The organism is Streptomyces sp. NPDC048291 (assembly GCF_043201715.1).
In the GTDB taxonomy this organism is placed as follows: Bacteria; Actinomycetota; Actinomycetes; order Streptomycetales; family Streptomycetaceae; genus Streptomyces.
In genome coordinates this window covers 41,945-58,546 of the sequence record NZ_JBICZC010000008.1, presented here as the reverse complement: position 1 = coordinate 58,546, position 16,602 = coordinate 41,945, and the positions used below count along the sequence as shown (strand labels likewise).

General features: G+C 70.5%; 14 protein-coding genes. 2 read left to right on the top strand and 12 right to left on the bottom strand.

All coding sequences use genetic code 11. From position 1 onward, the window contains the following. Positions 1 to 26: 26 nt before the first annotated feature. From ACGF5O_RS22355 to ACGF5O_RS22320, 8 genes are all read right to left on the bottom strand, one after another. Positions 27 to 1,289 carry a ketosynthase chain-length factor gene (locus ACGF5O_RS22355; protein ID WP_393811620.1) on the bottom strand — a complete coding sequence of 421 codons (1,263 nt, stop codon included), beginning with the start codon at positions 1,287 to 1,289 and terminating at the stop codon, positions 27 to 29. Further along, positions 1,286 to 2,560, bottom strand: coding sequence for a beta-ketoacyl-[acyl-carrier-protein] synthase family protein (locus ACGF5O_RS22350; protein ID WP_393811619.1), 1,275 nt, complete (start codon positions 2,558 to 2,560; stop codon positions 1,286 to 1,288). The genes ACGF5O_RS22355 and ACGF5O_RS22350 overlap by 4 nt, the downstream gene beginning before the upstream one ends. Beyond that, complete coding sequence (locus ACGF5O_RS22345; protein WP_393811618.1) at positions 2,557 to 2,988, bottom strand: cupin domain-containing protein; 432 nt, start codon at positions 2,986 to 2,988, stop codon at positions 2,557 to 2,559. Before ACGF5O_RS22345 ends, ACGF5O_RS22350 begins: the two co-directional genes overlap by 4 nt. Next, on the bottom strand, positions 2,985 to 3,356 hold the full coding sequence (locus ACGF5O_RS22340; protein ID WP_393811617.1) for a TcmI family type II polyketide cyclase: 372 nt from the start codon (positions 3,354 to 3,356) through the stop codon (positions 2,985 to 2,987). Before ACGF5O_RS22340 ends, ACGF5O_RS22345 begins: the two co-directional genes overlap by 4 nt. A gap of 171 nt (positions 3,357 to 3,527) precedes the next feature. Continuing rightward, complete coding sequence (locus ACGF5O_RS22335) at positions 3,528 to 5,486, bottom strand: BTAD domain-containing putative transcriptional regulator (protein WP_393811616.1); 1,959 nt, start codon at positions 5,484 to 5,486, stop codon at positions 3,528 to 3,530. 255 nt (positions 5,487 to 5,741) lie between these two features. Next, on the bottom strand, positions 5,742 to 7,613 hold the full coding sequence (gene asnB, locus ACGF5O_RS22330) for an asparagine synthase (glutamine-hydrolyzing) (RefSeq protein WP_393811615.1): 1,872 nt from the start codon (positions 7,611 to 7,613) through the stop codon (positions 5,742 to 5,744). Next, complete coding sequence (locus tag ACGF5O_RS22325; RefSeq protein WP_393811614.1) at positions 7,610 to 8,134, bottom strand: hypothetical protein; 525 nt, start codon at positions 8,132 to 8,134, stop codon at positions 7,610 to 7,612. The genes asnB and ACGF5O_RS22325 overlap by 4 nt, the downstream gene beginning before the upstream one ends. Next, a complete protein-coding gene (locus tag ACGF5O_RS22320) occupies positions 8,131 to 8,616 on the bottom strand; it encodes a DUF1772 domain-containing protein (RefSeq protein WP_393811613.1) in 486 nt (161 codons plus the stop codon). The genes ACGF5O_RS22325 and ACGF5O_RS22320 overlap by 4 nt, the downstream gene beginning before the upstream one ends. Positions 8,617 to 8,798: 182 nt before the next feature. Here ACGF5O_RS22320 and ACGF5O_RS22315 point away from each other — a divergent pair, with 182 nt between their 5' ends. Next, entirely contained in the window at positions 8,799 to 10,403 is a 1,605-nt protein-coding gene (locus ACGF5O_RS22315) for an FAD-dependent monooxygenase (RefSeq protein ID WP_393811612.1), read from the top strand. Between the two features lie 72 nt (positions 10,404 to 10,475). On the opposite strand, the gene ACGF5O_RS22310 is transcribed toward ACGF5O_RS22315, so the two are convergent. The 4 genes from ACGF5O_RS22310 to ACGF5O_RS22295 form a co-directional block, all read right to left on the bottom strand. Then, positions 10,476 to 12,083: an FAD-dependent oxidoreductase gene (locus ACGF5O_RS22310; RefSeq protein ID WP_393811611.1), complete on the bottom strand. Its 1,608-nt coding sequence runs from the start codon at positions 12,081 to 12,083 to the stop codon at positions 10,476 to 10,478. 44 nt (positions 12,084 to 12,127) lie between these two features. Beyond that, the gene (locus ACGF5O_RS22305) at positions 12,128 to 13,159 is read right to left on the bottom strand and encodes a methyltransferase (RefSeq protein ID WP_393811610.1); all 1,032 of its coding nucleotides are present in this window, start codon (positions 13,157 to 13,159) and stop codon (positions 12,128 to 12,130) included. Between the two features lie 206 nt (positions 13,160 to 13,365). Further along, the gene (locus ACGF5O_RS22300) at positions 13,366 to 14,343 is read right to left on the bottom strand and encodes a zinc-binding alcohol dehydrogenase family protein (RefSeq protein WP_393811609.1); all 978 of its coding nucleotides are present in this window, start codon (positions 14,341 to 14,343) and stop codon (positions 13,366 to 13,368) included. Positions 14,344 to 14,493: 150 nt separating this feature from the next. After that, positions 14,494 to 15,999, bottom strand: a complete 1,506-nt coding sequence (locus ACGF5O_RS22295) for an FAD-dependent monooxygenase (protein WP_393811608.1) — start codon at positions 15,997 to 15,999, stop codon at positions 14,494 to 14,496. 108 nt (positions 16,000 to 16,107) lie between these two features. On the opposite strand from ACGF5O_RS22295, the gene ACGF5O_RS22290 reads away from it, so the two are divergent. Continuing rightward, positions 16,108 to 16,602, top strand: a complete 495-nt coding sequence (locus ACGF5O_RS22290; RefSeq protein ID WP_393811607.1) for a MarR family winged helix-turn-helix transcriptional regulator — start codon at positions 16,108 to 16,110, stop codon at positions 16,600 to 16,602.

Genomic DNA, 16,602 nt, shown 5'->3' with positions numbered 1-16,602 from the left:
ATCGCTGTTGTGGGATGTCGGACGGCTCACTGCCCGGTGTCCGTACGGTTGCCGCGCCCCACCACGAGTGCGGAGGTGAAGCCGCCGTGGCCCCGCGCGAGCACCACCGCGACACGCGGGTCGGTCCGGCGCGGCCGGTCGCGGACCAGGGCGAGGTCGCAGCCCGGGGCCTGGCGTTCGAGCCCGGCGGTGTGCGGCACGACGCCGCTGGTCAGGGCGAGCAGCGCGGTGACGGTGTCCAGAGCCGCACCCCCCGCGTAGAGGCGTCCGGTGAGGGTCTTGGGTGCGGTGACCGGGACTCCGCCCGGCCCGAACACCTGGGTGATGGCGCGGGCTTCGGCGAGGTCGTGTGCCGGCACACCTGAGGCGTCGGCGAAGACGACGTCGACTTCCCCGGGTTCCACCTCGGCGTCGGCGAGTGCCTGCCGGATCACCGAGGCGAGCACCGGCGGCCGTCCGGATCCGGGGGGCGGGTCGAACCCGGCCGCGTGTCCGAGCAGCGTCCCGTAGTGGCCGACGCCCCGCTCCCGGGCGGAGGCGGCGCTCTCGACCACCAGGAACGCGCCGCCCTCGCCCGGTACCTGGCCCGAGGCGGCCGCGTCGAAGGGCTTGTAGGCCCGCGCCGGGTCGTCCTCGGTCGACAGATTTCCGGTGGCCATCTGGGCCACCAGACCGTACGGGCACAAGGAGGCGTCGGTGCCGCCGCTGAGGACCAGTCTGGAGCCGCTGTTCAGCAGCCGACGGGACTGGGCGAGCGCCTCCAGGCCGCCCGCCTGCTCGCAGCACAGCACGCCGCAGGGGCCTCGCATGCCGTGCCGGATGGAGACCTGCCCGGTGGTCGCCGCGTAGAACCAGGCGATCGACTGGTAGGCGCTGACCCAGGAGGATCCCTGCTGGTAGAGCCGCTCCATCTCGTGCTGGCCGAACTCGGTGCCGCCGGAGGAACTGGCGGTGACCACGGCCATCTCGTACTCGGGAAGCGACCGGGGGTCGGCGCGCGCGTCGTCGAGCGCGGCCTCCGCGGCGATCAGGGCGGCATGGGTGAACCGGTCGGTCTGCGGGACGAGACGTCCGGGCACCAGGCGTCCGGCGTCGAATCCGGGGATCTCACCCGCCACTTGTACCGGGTACTGCGAGGGATCGAAGCGGGTGATGCGGCCCAGGCCGCTCTTGCCGGCCAGTACCGACTCCCAGTGCCGGCGCGCACCGATCCCGGTCGGCGCGACCACGCCGAGCCCCGTGACCACCGGTGCAGGACGGCGACCGGAGCCCAGTCCTGATGCGCTCATGCCGCCTCCCGCTCGGTGCGGGGCCTGCCCAGGGCCATCGCGGTCTGGAACCCGCCGAATCCGCTGCCGACGGTCAGCACCCGTTCCATCCGGTGCTCACGCGCGTCCCCGGGCACATAGTCCAGGTCGCACTCCGGGTCGGGCACCGAGAGGTTGGCGGTCGGCGGCACGACCTGGTGCCGCAGGGCCAGGGCACAGGCGGCGACCTCCAGCGAGCCGATCGCGCCGAGCGAGTGCCCGATCATCGACTTGATCGAGCTGACCGGAACCCGGTACGCACGCTCTCCGAGGCTGCGTTTGAACGCCGCCGTCTCGTGGCGGTCGTTCTGCTTGGTACCGGAGCCGTGGGCGTTGATGTAGTCGATGTCGTCCGGGCCGAGCCGAGCCCGGTCCAGAGCGACCCGGATGGCCTCGGCCATCTCCCTGCCGTCCGGCTTGAGCCCCGTCATGTGGAAGGCGTTGCTGCGGCCGGCGAATCCGAGGACCTCCGCGTAGACGGACGCGCCACGGCGCCGCGCCGCTTCGGCCTCCTCCAGCACCATCACAGCCGACCCCTCGCCGAGTACGAACCCGTTGCGCCGCCGGTCGAAGGGGCGCGACGCGTGCGCGGGATCGTCGTTGTCCGGGGTGGTCGCCTTGATCGCGTCGAAGCAGGCGGAGGTGATGGGGGACAGCGGGGCATCGGTGGCACCTGCCAGGACGATGTCGGCGCCGCCCTCCTCGATCAGCTGGACGCCGTGGCCGATCGCGTCGAGACCCGACGTGCATCCTGTGGAGATCAGCGCGACCGGGCCTTCGGCCCCTGCCTGCCACGCGACCTCGACGGCCAGCGTGCTGGGGACCATGTAGCCGTAGAGGTGCGGAACCCCGTACGTGTGGTCGACGAGCCAGTTCCGTCCGCCGTCGGAGATCACGGCGTACTCGTCCTCAAGGCCCATGGTGCAGCCCACCGCGCTCCCGATGCTCACGCCGACCCGGCCGGGGTCGGCCGACGACAGCTCCAGCCCGCTGTCCCCGATCGCTTCACGCGCCGCGACGACCGCGAACTGCGCGGCACGGTCCATGCGCCGCACCTCTTTCGGCGACAGTCCCGCCGCCAGCGGATCGAAGTCGCACTCCGCGGCAATCCGGGACCTGAAGCCGGAGGCGTCGAAGAGGCTGATGGCGCGGGTCGCGGTGCGCCCGGCGGTGAGCAGGTCCCAGTAGGCGTCCTGCCCGACACCGCCCGGCGCGACCACCCCTACGCCGGTGATGACGGCGCGGCGGTTCATCGTGAGCCGCCGACACTCGGGTCACCGGCGTCCGCGTGCACCGGCTGCTCGGTGTCCACGTGGCCGAGTTCGGGGCGGGGCGCGAGCGGGGACAGGTGGAAGACCGCTTCGGCGGAGACGGTACCGGTGTTCACGAGCCGGTGCCGGACGCCGATCGGCACCAGCAACGAGTCGCCCGGTTCCAACCTCACCGGCACTCCGTCCAGGCACATTTCGAGGTGGCCCCGGACGACGTGCAGGAACTCCTCGGAGTAAGGGTGGAGATGCTCGGTCACGAACTCTCTGGGCGCCAGCCTCAGCACTCCCCCGAAGCCGGAGCCGCACCCCACCGTCTTCGGGCTCAGGGTCACGCGTATGTCACCGCCGCGCTTTGTGTTGGCCGGCACGGAGTCCACGGCGACCTTGGTGGTTGCGGGTGAGCCGGTCACGCGGTTCCTCCCAGGTTCGCACCGGTCGGCTCGGTGATCAGCGGCCCCGCGTCCGGCGTCCACGAGTAGAAGGGGACGGCCATGGCGTCCTTGGGCTCCTGCCAGTCGGGGTCGTACGGGGAGATGAACCGGCCGAGACGCCTGTTGATCTCCCCGTACAGGGGATGACTGCGCGCCTTGTAGAGGTCGGGTGCGATGTCCTCGTCGGCTTCCACCAAGTGGAAGTAGAGGTCGTGGAAAGCGAACAGGGTTCGCCGGGACACCCCCACCATGCGCGGCAGTTCGGTCCGGTCCGAGTCGGCGAAGATCTCCGCGACCTGTTGTGCGTCGGTGAGGTCCATCCTCGCCACGATCAGCGTTCGATGCACGATGCCCTCCAGCTGCTTGGTTCCTGGTTCACCCTGGTCGGCGGGGTTCGAAGGAGTCTCGAAGGACGCTGGTGCCGCTCGGCGACGGTGGTGCGGTGCGAGCAGAACGGAACGGCCCCTCACGCCTGAAGGCGTGAGGGGCCGTTCCGTTCCGGGGTCAGCGGTCAGCGGTCAGGAGGACGGCTGGCTCCGTACGGTGGAGCGACGCGGACGCACGACGCCGCGTGCCTTGGTGAGGCTCACCAGGCCCGGCCTGCCCCGCTCCGGGTACAGCCTGAGTACGGCTTGCCGGTTGAGGCTGGACAGGGTGTAGACCGGCTCGTTCTCCCCCGGTGGCCCGGACCGGCGTTCCAGGCCGAGGGACTCGTTGACGAGGTGCACGTCGACCAGGGACTCGACCAGCGTCTCGACGTCGTCCCCGGGCAACAGCCGGCCGACCTCGTCCAGGCGCCACCGCATGCGGCCGTTCTCGGCCATGAGGTACAGCAGCAGCCGGTGCCGCTCCGACAGCAGGCGGTAGCTCGACTCGACGGTGCTCAGCAGGGACTGGGTGCCTGCCTGAAGTTCGAGCAGCAGACCACGGTCCCGACGCAGCCGGGCCATCAACCGCGCGGCGGACCAGGTCGGCCGCGCGGCGAGGCGGGTGCCCACGCCCCGCACGGCGAGCGGCAGGCCGTCGCACATGCGCATGAGTTCACCTACGGCGACGGCCTCGTCGCCCTGCCTACCGCCACCGACCAACCCGTCGAACAGCTGGAGCGAATCTCCGGGGGAGAGCGCGGAAAGCGCGATCTTCCGGCCGGTGGCGAGGCCCTGCGTGCGATAGCGGTTGGTGGTGATGACCGAGCAACTGGACCCGCCCGGCAGGAGGGCACGCAACTGCGACGCCGCGAGCACGTCGTCGATCACCAGCAGGACCCGGCGGTCGGCGGTCACGGTGCGGAACAGCTGGCCCAGCTCGTCGAGCCCCGTGGGCAGCTTCTCCCGGGCCATTCCGCACGCGCTCAGACTCGCGGCAAGCACATCGGCCAGTTGAGCGGCACCGTTGTCCACGTGGGTGAGGTCGATGAAGAGTTGCCCGTCGGAGAAATGCCTGCGCAGCCGGTGTGCGGCCCTGGTGGCAAAGGCGGTCTTGCCCACTCCGGGCGGGCCGTGAACCTCGACCAGGCGCAAGCCCACCTCGGGGGAGGCGTCGCCGCACAGGTACGCCTCCACCTGGTCCAGTTCCGCTTCCCTGCCCACGAAGTCGCTCAGGTCGGCGGGAAGCTGCGCGGGCCTGGGGGCGGCCGGCCGGACCGCGGCAGCGGGGACGGACTTCAGTCGCTCCTGCCTGACCGGATGCCCCCGGTCCGCCAGCACCTCCTGGTGCAGCTTCTGAAGCGGCGCGGAGGGCTCCAGCCCCAACTCGTGGACGAGCCGGGACCGCAGGACGCGGAAGACGTCGAGCGCGTCCGGACGGCGGCCGCAGCGCTGCAGGACCCGCATGAGCTGCCCCGCGAAAATCTCATGGGTGGGGTAGGCGCGCACGACGGCGGACAACTCGTCGACCACTGCCTGGTGATGGCCCAGCTCCAGCGCGATGGCGAATCGCTTCTCCAACGTGCTCTTGCGCCGTTCCTCCAATTGCGTCGACCAGGCCGAGAGCCGGTGGCCGCCCGATACGTCCACGAGCGCCTCACCCCGCCAGATCGCCAACGCCTCCCGCAGTGTTCGGACGGCCGTTTCGGCCGCACCCTCGCGGTATTCGGTCATGCCCTGCTCAGCAACCCGCTCGAAGCGGTATGCGTCCACGGCGTCCTTGTTCCGCAACCGCAGTTCGTAGCCGCCCACTCTGGTCAGGAGGGCCGGCAATTCACGCGAGGGCCGGGAACCGAATGCCGCACCGGACTGCCCTGTGGACAACCGGAGCTTACGGCGGAGTTGGTAGATGTAGGTCTGCAGCGTGGTCAGCGCGCTGACCGGGGGATATTCCCCCCACAACTCCTCACATAACTGGTCGGCCGTCACCAGGGTATTGACATTGAGTACCAGGAGGGCAAGAACCTGACGGAGTTTCGGGGCGGACGGCGTGACGTCCAACTCGTCTCGCCGTATTCGGAACGAGCCCAGTAAATTGATCTCTATCAACACACTCCCCCGCAGCCTAGTTGAACCATCCTGCCATGATGGGGCTTTGGCCATCCGCGAACCTACTCACACTCACCCGTCGATGTCACCCGAGTAAAGAGCCGATGGCCAGGTTCTTTCCGTGCCGGAGACACACGCGAGTCGGCAACTCCGTCCAACGCTCCACCCACCAACCCAAACGTGACACATATCACGCCAATCGGTTTAATGTGAATGGACCGGGCGGTCGGCTTCTTACCGATTGCCGAAAGGTAAGAACTACAGACGCAGCTCGATATCGTAGTCCGCCAGCCAGGCATCGAGCTGCAGCATCATCTCCATACTCGCGCGCTCCACCCACGCGAAGGCGCCGCTCGGTGCGGCTTCCGACGTCAGCACGGCATCGGTGGCCCTGGCGTCGAGCAGCGCGGCGACACGGGAACCACGGTCTCGCGTCAGCTGCACGAAGCGACTTCGGACGGACTCACCGTAGGCCGCCTCCTGCGTGGTGGGATAGGCGCTCTTGCGCCTATCCAGCACGGGCCTGGGCAGCAGGTCGTCGACTGCGGCACGCAGCAGGCTCTTCTCCTGCCCGTTCACCCGCTTCATCGCCGCCGGCACGTTGTACACGTACTCGACGAGGGCCCGGTCGCAGAACGGCGGGCGTAGTTGCACACCGTGCGCCATGCTCATGCGGTCCGCCCGGTCGAGGTGCGTCGGCGCCCAGCGGGTGAGCGCGAGATAGGTGATCTCACGGGCCCTTCGCTCCTCGGGGCTCTCGCCGGCCACGTGCGGCACCTCCGTGAGTGCGTCCCGGTAGTGCTGGTCCGCGTACTCCATGAAGTCCAGTTCCTTGCGCAGCGTCCGGTCCACCAGGGAACACCCGAGCCCGCCGGCCGCGGCGTCGTGTCCACGCTCGAAGGAGATCCACGGGAACGTGCGGGAGTTGCTGTGCTGCGGGTCGTAGGCCCAGAAGTACCCGTTGAAGACCTCGTCCGCCGTCTCTCCCGACAGCACCGCCGTCACCCCTGCGCGTCGCACGGCCTCGAAGAAGCGAAGCAGGGAGACGTCCATGTCGCCCAGGGGTGACGGAGCGTCCTGGCTGCGCAGTGCGGCCAGGTGCACCTCGGGTCCGACGAGGGCTCCGGTGTCGAGAAGGATCTCGGTGTGCTCGGTACCGATGTGCCGGGCAGCCAGCTCCGCGAAGGGGGCGTCGGGCGTTGCCCGCATCGTCGGGTGCGGTTCGAAGTTCTCCGCGTAACCGGCGAAGTTGACCGAGAAGGTCCGCAGCGGTCCGGAGTTCGCGTCCCGTAGCGACGCGGCGGCCAGCGCGCTCAGCGCGCTGGAGTCGATGCCCCCGGAGAGCATCGCGCCCACCGGAACATCCGCACGCAGGTGGGAGTCGACAGCCTCCGACAGCAGCGTGCGTACCGTGGCGACCGTCCTCTCCAGGTCGTCGGTGTGCGGCCGGGCCGCCAGTTGCCAGTACCGGCGCTGTTCCACGCCGGAGCGGTGGGCGACGACGACATGACCGGGCAGCACCTCACGCACTCCCCGGTAGACGGCCGTGCCGGGTTTGCGGCTGTGGGCGAACAGTTCACGAAGCCCGTCGGCGTCCACCACCGGTTCGACGGCCGGGTGGGCGAGCAGCGCCTTCGGCTCCGAGGCGAACAACAGACCGGACGGGGTGCGGAAGTAGCACAGCGGCTTGACTCCGAGCCGGTCCCGGACGAGCAGCAACTCCTGTCGCCGCTCGTCCCACACGGCGAGCGCGAACAGCCCCTCCAGACGTTTCGGGAAGTCGGAGCCCCACTCCAGGTAGGCGTGCAGGGCGAGCTCGGCGTCGCCGTGGCCGGTGAGCCGGTGCCCCTTGGCCGCCAGCTGACGGCTCAGCTCGGGACCGTTCGTCAGCGCACCGTCGATCACCAGCACGGCCGCGGGGCCGCTCCCGGACGACACGACGGCCGGCTGCCGTGCGTGCTCGTCGTCGAGCAGGTTCAACCGGCGATGGGCCAGAGCGACATGCCCCTTGACCCACTCTCCTTCGCCGTCCGGCCCGCGATGGGCGAGTGCCCCTGCCATCGCCCGTACCGTCCTCGCTTCGGGAACCAGGTCCCGTTCGAAGTCCGCCCAGCCCGCGATTCCGCTCATCGTGGTGTCCTCTCGTTCGCGACAAGGGTGTGGGGAGGCATGTTCGGGTCGCCGGACTGCCGGACCTCCACCAGCGACAGTCCGCGGTGCTCGACGGCTTCCCGGAAGTCGTCGAGGCCCGGCGGCGTCGCGCCGCGCACCACGATCCCCAGGCGGCGCTCCGCCTGGTCGCCGTACCTCTCGTAGAGCTCCAGATAGCCCCGGGCGGTCAGCATGGTGTCGCTCAGCAGAGTGAAACCGGCCTTCCGGCGCTCGCCCCGCCAGGTCAGCTCACCGTCGGCGCCGCCCGCGAAGTTGTGCCGCCAGGCACTTCCCGTCGCCACGACCAGCCGGTTCCCGAGGGCGTGCACGCCCGCCGGCACGATGTAGGGGCGGCCCGTGCGCCTGCCGAGGAAGTGCAGCAGTGCGATGCGGTCGGCGACCGGACCGGGTGCGGGCCGCGACAGCAGCTCACGCATCCGGGCGTCCGTCCCCGCCCTGTCCTTCTCGTCGGGCAGCGCCCGTTCGACGACCGGGCTCACGGCAGCACCACCGCCGCGGCGGTCAGCGCGCACCCGGCGACGGCACAGCAGGTGCGTACCAGGTGCCAGTCACGCCACCGGATCCGCGGATCCTCCCAGTCGGGTCCGAGGTCCTCGGGGCGCGTGCGCTTCACCCGCTTGTTGATCGGAACGTTCCTGGTCTGGGAGACCACGGCGACACCGGCCATGCACACGGCCGCCGCGGCGAACAGCACCCGACCGGTGCCGGATCCCCGGAAGGCGAGGACCGTGTCGATCACGACGGACCCGGTGACGATGAACGGCATGATCCGGTCGTAGTGCCGGCCGAGCAGTTTGTGCGTGATCACATATCGGTCGGGCGGCAGGGCGATCAGCGCGGGCATCACGCTCACCGCCACTGCGAACAGCACCCCCGCCACCAGCCCGGTGCCCAGCAGCACCAGTACAGTCAGCGCCTCCACCACGGTCAGTCCCTCTCGTCGGTCCGTCCCGTCCGCCATCTCGGCAGCTCATCCGCATCAGCGGGACGAACGTTCGCAGTCGCACCTGGGAGTCCGCTCGATTCCCCCTGGTGTCCCGCGTCCCGGCACCTCCATCGGCTGGCGCGTCGCCCCAGCCGGGCTCGATGCGTGCCGCGTTACCTCGGTCGGTGTGGTCCCGACTCATCCGAAGGAGTCCTTCAATGGCGGACGAGACAGTCGAGGTGCTCATCGTGGGCGGCAGCATGGTGGGGCTGTCCACGGCCCTGTTCCTCGCCCGGCAGGGCGTACGGCCGGTGCTGGTGGAACGTCACCGGCATCTCTCGGCCCACCCACGCGCCCAGGCCGTGAGCCCGCGCACCATGGAACTGATGAGGGCGCTCGGGCTGGAGGGCGAGGTGCGCGCCAACGAGAACCCGCACGCCCGGTACGGGGACATTCTCCAGGCCGAATCCCTCACCGGCCGGGAACTCGGTCGGTTCCGGGGCCCGTTCCGCCACGACCCCGGTGAGGTGGCCGCCACCGGCTGGACCCTGATCGGGCAGGACAAGTTCGAACCCGTCCTCCGGGCGCACGCCGAGGCGCTCGGTGCGGACCTCAGGTTCGCCACCGAGATGGTCTCCTTCACCCAGGACGACGCGGGGGTCGACGCGGTCCTGCGGAACCTGTCCGACGGTACGGAGCGTTCGGTACGCGCCCGCTATCTCGTCGCCGCGGACGGTTTCCGTTCTCCGATCCGGGAGCGGCTGGGCATCGGCGTGCACGGGCCTGGCGTCTTCGGGCGCCAGATGAACATCGTCTTCCACGCGGATCTCGACGCGCACGTCGCCGGGCGCACCTTTTTCCTGTGCTTCGTGAGCAATGACCAGGTCAAGGGCGTGCTGGGGAAGCTGGGCGGGGAGCGATCCGACCGCTGGGTGCTGGCACCCAGCCTGCCGCCCGAGGACAGCCACCAGGGGTACGACACCCAGGCATGCGTGGAGTTGGTGCGGGCGGCCACGGGGGTGCCGGGCCTCGCGGTGACGGTGGAGTCCTGCACCGGTTGGGAGATCGGGGCGTGGGTGGCCGACCGGTTCCGTTCGGGCCGGGTGCTGCTGGCCGGCGACAGCGCCCATGTGATGCCGCCCACCGGCGGGTTCGGCGGCAACATGGGGGTGCAGGACGCGCACAACCTGGCGTGGAAGCTCTCGCTGGTGCTCCGCGGTCAGGCCGGTCCCGAACTGCTGGACAGCTACGAGCAGGAGCGGGCGCCCGTCGCCGAGTTCACCGTGGACCAGGGTGTCATCCGGTATCTGCAGCGCAGCGGGCTGGACGAGGCGGCGGCGGCCCGGCACCAGCCGGAGAGCACCGTGTTGTTCGGCCATGTCTACCGCTCCGGGGCGGTGGTGCGGGAAGCCCGCGTGGACGACGCCTTCCCTGTGGAGGACCCGGTGCTCCCCTCCGGCCGGCCGGGGACGAGGGCCCCTCATCTGCCCCTGGGCAAGGCCGAGGGAGGAGAAGGCGTTCCCCTGCACGACCTGCTCGACGGAGGGTTCCTGCTGCTGGCCGGCCCGGGCGGCGGCGCATGGGGTGCAGCGCTCGCGGAGGTGCGCACCGCCACCGGACTCGCCGTCTCCTTCCACCGGATCGGTACCGCTGAGCCGGCCGAGGTCTCGGAGCGCTTCGCCAAGTCGTACGGCGTGGGCGAGGCGGGTGCGGTCCTCATCCGGCCCGACGGCTTCATCGCCTGGCGCACCTCGGAAGGGCCGCTCTCCGCGGGCGCGGAGCTCTCCTCGGTCCTCGACCGGATCCTGTCCCGCGCCGGGTGAACCACCGCACCTCCCGGACATGCTCTCGGCGCGCCTCCGTGGAGGCGCGCCGAGGTGTACGGGGCGGTGTGGTCAGCGTCGGTCGAGTGTCTCGCGCAGCGCGTCGGTGACCGCGTCCGCCCAGCCGCCGTTCCGGTCCGCGGTCGCCCGCCAGCAGACGAACCCGTCGGGCCGTACCAGCGTGGCCCCGCCGTCCACAAGGCCGTACCGCTTGCCGAACTCGCCTGTCGGGTCGGTGAATTCGCCGCCGCTGCCCACGGTGTGCGCCGTCAGCTCGACGCCGAGCCGCTGTGCGGCGGCCACGGCCGAGCCGGTCCACTGCCGTGCGTCGGCCCCGGCGAACAAGGTGAACCCGTCACCGAAGAGGTCGATCGTGGACACCGGCCCGTCCGCGCCGTCCAGGGCGACGTGCGGCGCACGGCTCCCCGGACGGCCGCTCGGCCGGTCGGGGTCCTCGATCACCGTCTCGGGGGCGCCGGCCTCGGCCGCGAAGGCGCCGACGGGGTAGCGGTAGCCGAAGGTCATGGTCGTCTCGTCCAGCAGCCGGTCGGCGACGTCGCGGAACTGCTTGCCCTCGCGCACGGCGAAGCGCAGCAACGCCTGTTCGACGGTGGCCTCGGCGACCGGCCGCCGTTCGGCGTCGTAACTCTCCAGCAGCCCGGGACCGGCGGCACCGGACAGTACGAGGCCGATCTTCCAGGCCAGGTTGTAGGCGTCCTGAATACCCGTGCTCGCCCCGAAGGCCCCGGTGGGCGGCATGACGTGGGCCGCGTCGCCGGCGACGAAGATCCGTCCGGTGGCGAAGCGGTCCGCGACGCGGGCGGAGATGTCCCAGGGGGGCATGTCCACGGACTCGATCTTCAAGGGCAGGTCGGGGATTCCGACGGCGGCCCGGACCAGGTCGACGCAGCGTTCCTCGGTGAAGTCCGCCGCGCTCTGGCCCTTCTCGGGAAAGAAGGAGACGTTGATGACCCAGCGCCGGTCGTTGTCGATCGGGATGATCGTGCCGCGCACCTCGGGGTTGTTGACGTAGGCGGCGATGATCTTCCTGCCCTTCAGGGCGGACTCCAGATCGGCCTCGAAGAAGAAGCTGACGAGATGGGTGATGGTGCCCCGGCCGTGCGCTCCGATGCCGAGGTGCTCACGCATCGGGCTGCGGCTGCCGTCCGCGGCGATCACGTACGCCGCGCGTATGCGTCCGGTGTCGCCCGTCGCCATGTCGGTGGTGTGGACGACGACAGCGTCGGCGTCCTCCTCCAGGGCGTCGACCCGGGTGTGGAAGCGCAGATCGGCACCGACTTCCACGGCACGCTCGCGCAGGATCGGCTCCAGCTGGTTCTGGTCGATGAGCGTCCACGTCGCGGGACTGATGCGCCCGATGTCCTCGATCGAGGCGTTGGGCATGCGCACACGTTCCTCACCGGCCAACGTCACGACGTGGATCAGATCGGTGTTGCCCGTGATCGGCGAACGGCCCGCCCGGATTCGTTCCTCCATGCCGACCGACCGGTAGAGCTCCATGGTGCGCGGGTTGATGGCCCGGGCCTTGGGGTGGGTGGACGTGTGCGGATGCCGTTCGACCAGCGTCGCCCGCACCCCGCACCGGGCGAGGAAGACGGCGGCCGACAGTCCGGTGAGCCCGCCTCCGATGATGACGACGGGCGCGTTCTCCTGCTTCATGTCCTGTCTCCTGGGGGAGTCTGGGCGGCTGGTTGAGGGCGTGGTCACCGGTACGCCGTCACGAGGGTGTGCGTGCCGAGCATCGCCTCGGTGCGCCCCTCGGCGAAGCCCGCCTCGCGGAGCCACTGCCGGCAGTCCGCCGCGCGGTACTCGGATCCTTCGGGGCTGACCAGCCTCATGTGCAGGCTGCTGAGCAGCCGTTCCGGGTCGCTGCGGTCGTCGTCGATCATCCGGTCGTACACGAGCACCGCGCCGCCCGGCCGGACGGCGTCGAAGACCCGGCGCAGCAGGGCGCGCCGCCGGTCGGTGTCGAATCCGTGCAGGATGTGCCCGAGAACGACCACGTCGGCCTCGGGCAGCGGGTCGGTGAAGAAGTCTCCCCCCGTGTACCCGATCCGGCCTTCGAGGCCCAGTCCGCGGATGTGCTCGGTGAACAGGGGCCTGGTGCGCTCCAGGTCGAAGCACATCGCCTCGAGGTGGGGATGCGCCCGGACCAGGACGGCGGCGAGGTTTCCGCGTGCGCCGCCCAGATCCAGGAAGGACCGGTAGCCCGGCCAGTCGACGCGACGGGCCAGTTCCGTGCCCATCCGATCGCTGTAGGCGTCGAGACCGGCCAGGAAGCGCTTCATCTTGGCGGGGTCCTGATGCCTGTCCCCCACGAACCCGCCCTTGTCCGGGTCGAGATGCTGGGGTTCGCCGGTGCGCAGCGCCTCCGTGAGGCGGCCCCATGTCCCGTACAGGGTCTCGTTGGTGAGCTCGACGAACCCACCGAGGTACGACGCCGGGCCGGGTACGAGGTAGGCCTGCGCCAGAGCGGAGTTGCGGTAGCCGTCACCGGCACGCTCCAGCAGACCGAGGCCGGCCAGGACATCGAGGAAGTCGGCGGCCATGCGAGGGTGCAGACCGGTGCGCCGGGCCGTTCCGGCCAGGTCGGCGGGCCCGTCTGCCAACGCCTCGAACACTCCGAGCGCGAGGGCGCTGTGCAGGGCTTTGGCGGCGCAGTCCGCGATGGTGAGCTTGATCAACGGGCCGGGATCGATCGCTTCCTCTGTTGTCGGATTCTCGGTCGTGGTCACACGCGCCTCCTGGCAGTCCGTCGACGTCCGGGGTGTTGCCGTGTGAACACCATGGTCGGCGGGGTTCGAGGAGGGCTCGAAGAGTTCTGAAGCCGTGCGCCCGGCCGGTCCGGGCAGGGCACGGACCTGTCCGCTGTCCGGTTCGGGCATGACGAAGCGGCCGACCGCCTCGGGGGATGACGACGGTCGGCCGCAGCTTGTAAGGGTCAGGGAACCAGAACGATCTTGCCGATGTGCGCCCGGGCCTCCATCAGTTCGTGCGCCTTCACGGCGTCCGTGAGGGCGAGGCGCTCGTGCACGACCGGCCGGACCTTGCCGCTGAGGATCATGTCGAACAGATCGCGCTGTCCGGCCGCGATGGCCTCCGGACGGTTGTACAGCATCGCGTACAGCGCGAATCCGGCGACGGTCTTCATCCGGCTGAGGGCCAGCGGGTGGATCGGCTGCATGGTCCCGCTGGCCGAGCCGTAGAAGACCAGCCGTCCGAACTGGGCGGTGAGCTGGACGCTCTTGGTCAGGATGTCCCCGCCCACGGTCTCCAGGACGACATCGGCGCCCCGGCCGTCGGTCGCGGCCTTGACCTGCTCGTCCCAGTCGTCATCGGTGTAGTTGACGGTGACGTCGGCCCCGAGGCCGCGCACGAAGTCCAGCTTGGCCTGGGTGCTGGCCGTCGCGATGACCTTGCCCGCGCCCATGGCCTTGGCGATCTGCACCGCGAGGTGCCCGACCCCGCCGGACGCGGCGTCGATCAGAATGGTCTCGCCCGGCTTGAGCTGACCGGACTCCTTGATCGCGTGGTAGGCGGTCTGGGCGGGGCTGGGCAGCAGCGTGGCCTCGGCCGCGTCGATGGCCTCGGGCAGGGCGATGAGCCAGGCGCTGTCCGCGACGACATAGTCGGCGTAGGCGCCTCGGTCCACATCGGCGACCACACGGTCACCCACCCTGACGTTGGTGACGCCCTCGCCGAGCGCCTCGACGACGCCGGCCACGTCACCACCCGGAGCTCCCGGCAGGTCCGCATGACCGCCGATCGGAATTCCCCGGCGGCGCTGGACCTCGGCGAACGTCACGCCGATGGCCTCCGCGCGGACCAGCACCTCACCCGGACCGGGCTGCGGCCTCTCCACCTCTTCGACGCGCAGCACTGCCGGCGCCCCGTGTTCGTCGTGGCGGACGATACGCATGATTTCTCCCAACTCAGGAGGTCTCTCGAGTCCGAGGACACAGCCTGGGACTCCGCCCGACATGCGGGTTGCATTTACATGCTCTCAAGCACGTACCTGCAAGCATACACATGTTTGCAGGTGGTCACCACTCGTTGCCCGCGGCGGCTCTCAGGCCGTTCCGAACCACGCCCGGAGCGCGGCGCGCAGCCCGTCGCCGACCTCGCGGTCGGACGCGGCACGGTCCGCGGCCCACGCCACATAACCGTCGGGGCGCACCAACAGGCCCGCGAGCTCCGGCTCCTCGTCGCACTCGGCCCGCACATGACGCACCCGGGCCGGCGCCGGGTCCGGCCCGCCCCACTCCTCGAACGCCTCCCCGATCCGGCCGCTCCCGTCGAGGTCGAGCAGCACACCCGCGCCCTCGTGCAGCAGTTCCGGGAGGGTGCACTTGCCGTCGCCCGTCCGGAGGTCGAGGTCCCGGGCGAAGTCGCCGAGAAGCCGGTGCCCGGGCCCCTCGACGGGATACCGGACCGTGACGCCGCTCAGCATCCCGGCGAGGTGGCGGTTGACCTGTTCCCCACGCATGAGATCGGTGAAGAGGACGCGCAGGTCGGTGACATAGGGATCGGGGTTCATCAGCGCGATCTGTGCGCGGGTGTTCTCCAGGACCTTGCGCGCGGGCACCTGGCGTTCCCGGTCGTAACTGTCGAGGAGCCCGTCCGGGGCCCAGCCCCGGATCTCGGCGGCGAGCTTCCAGCCGAGGTTGAAGGCGTCCTGGAGACCGAGGTTGACCCCTTGCCCGCCGACCGGGAAGTGGGTGTGCGCGGCGTCGCCCGCGAGGAGGATGCGCCCTTCCCGGTACCGCTCGGCCTGGCAGGCCGAGTCGGTGAACCAGGACAGCCAGCGCGGGGAGTGCGCGCCCAGGTCGTCGCCCCAGATCTCCCGCAGGCTGGCGCTCAGCTCCTCCAGGTCCAGGTCGTCGTCGGGGTTCTTTCCCCGCTCGAAGTCGAAGGTGGCGACACGGTGGTACGTGTCGTCCAGGCGCACGCAGAACAGCAGCCCCCGCCCGGTGCGCTCCATCCCCATCGGGGCGTGCTCCGGATCGGCCAGCACGACGTCACCGAGCCGGGCGGTGACCCGCCCTCCGGTACCCGGGAATCCGATGCCGGCGGCCCGCCGGACCAGGCTGCGTCCGCCGTCGCAGCCCACGGCGTAGGCGGCGCGCAGCGAATAGGCACCGCCGGGGGCGACGACGTCGGCCACGACGCCGTCCGCGTCCTGGCGCACCGCCGTGACCTCGTGCCCGCGGCGTATCTCGGCACCTCGGTCACGGGCGTGTTCCTCGAGAAGCCGCTCGGTCCGCGTCTGCTCGGACAGCAGCGCATAGCCGTGCCTGCTGTCGAGCAGGGAGAAGTCCACCCACTCGTCCAGCCCGGCGAAGTGCCCGTTGTTCCAGGAACGGGCCCCGTCGCGGAACCGGGCGAGCAGACCCCGCCGGTCGAGCGACTCCAGCGAGCGGGCGTGCAGCCCGAACGCCTTGGAGTGCGGCGAGCGCTCCGGCAGCCGTTCGAGGACAACCGGGCGAACTCCCGCGAGCCGCAGTTCGGCGGCGAGGAGCATGCCCACCGGACCACCGCCGACGACGAGCACGTCGAAGTCCTGGTCGGATGTCATGGGTCAGCCTTTCTGGGAGGGGGACGGAACTTCCGGATCATATGCAGATCCGCACACACTTGCTTAGCGTTACGCATATGCAGACGCGGTTCAAAGAGCTCACCTAGGATGTCTTCCATGGACCCCTCGCCCTCGCCGCCGGCTGCCGCCGAGTTGCTCGATGCCGTTGGCCCGGCCTTCTCCCGGCTGCGGCGCGCCGCCGCGCTCAACGCGCAGCGGCCGCTGTCCCGCAAGGACCTCAGCAGGACCCTGGTACTGGGGCTCGTGGAGGAGGGGCCGAGCCCCGACGGGCAGGAGGTCACCGTGGGTGTGATCGGTGAGCGACTGGCCGTCGACCCTTCGGTGGCCAGCCGCATGGTGTCCGACTGCATCTCCGCGGGCTACCTGGCCCGCGCCGCCTCCCAGCTCGACGGCCGTCGCACGATCCTGCAACTCACCGACGTCGGCAAGGAGATGCTCTCGGGGTTCCGCCGCCACCAGAGAGCGGCGTACGAGCACATCACCCGGGCCTGGCCGGAAGAGGAGCGGCTGGAGTTCGCCCGGCTGCTGATCAAGTACGTGGACGCCCTGGCCCACCTGCCGCACGGCACGGAACCCGGATAG

Bases quoted from the DNA above. Each gene is read 5' to 3' on its own strand.
- ACGF5O_RS22310 (WP_393811611.1), bottom strand. From the start codon at position 12,083: ATGAAGCAGGAGAACGCGCCCGTCGTCATCATCGGAGGCGGGCTCACC.
- ACGF5O_RS22300 (WP_393811609.1), bottom strand. From the start codon at position 14,343: ATGCGTATCGTCCGCCACGACGAACACGGGGCGCCGGCAGTGCTGCGC.
- ACGF5O_RS22320 (WP_393811613.1), bottom strand. From the start codon at position 8,616: ATGGCGGACGGGACGGACCGACGAGAGGGACTGACCGTGGTGGAGGCG.
- ACGF5O_RS22290 (WP_393811607.1), top strand. From the start codon at position 16,108: ATGTCTTCCATGGACCCCTCGCCCTCGCCGCCGGCTGCCGCCGAGTTG.
- ACGF5O_RS22295 (WP_393811608.1), bottom strand. From the start codon at position 15,999: ATGACATCCGACCAGGACTTCGACGTGCTCGTCGTCGGCGGTGGTCCG.
- ACGF5O_RS22355 (WP_393811620.1), bottom strand. From the start codon at position 1,289: ATGAGCGCATCAGGACTGGGCTCCGGTCGCCGTCCTGCACCGGTGGTC.
- ACGF5O_RS22350 (WP_393811619.1), bottom strand. From the start codon at position 2,560: ATGAACCGCCGCGCCGTCATCACCGGCGTAGGGGTGGTCGCGCCGGGC.
- ACGF5O_RS22315 (WP_393811612.1), top strand. From the start codon at position 8,799: ATGGCGGACGAGACAGTCGAGGTGCTCATCGTGGGCGGCAGCATGGTG.
- asnB (WP_393811615.1), bottom strand. From the start codon at position 7,613: ATGAGCGGAATCGCGGGCTGGGCGGACTTCGAACGGGACCTGGTTCCC.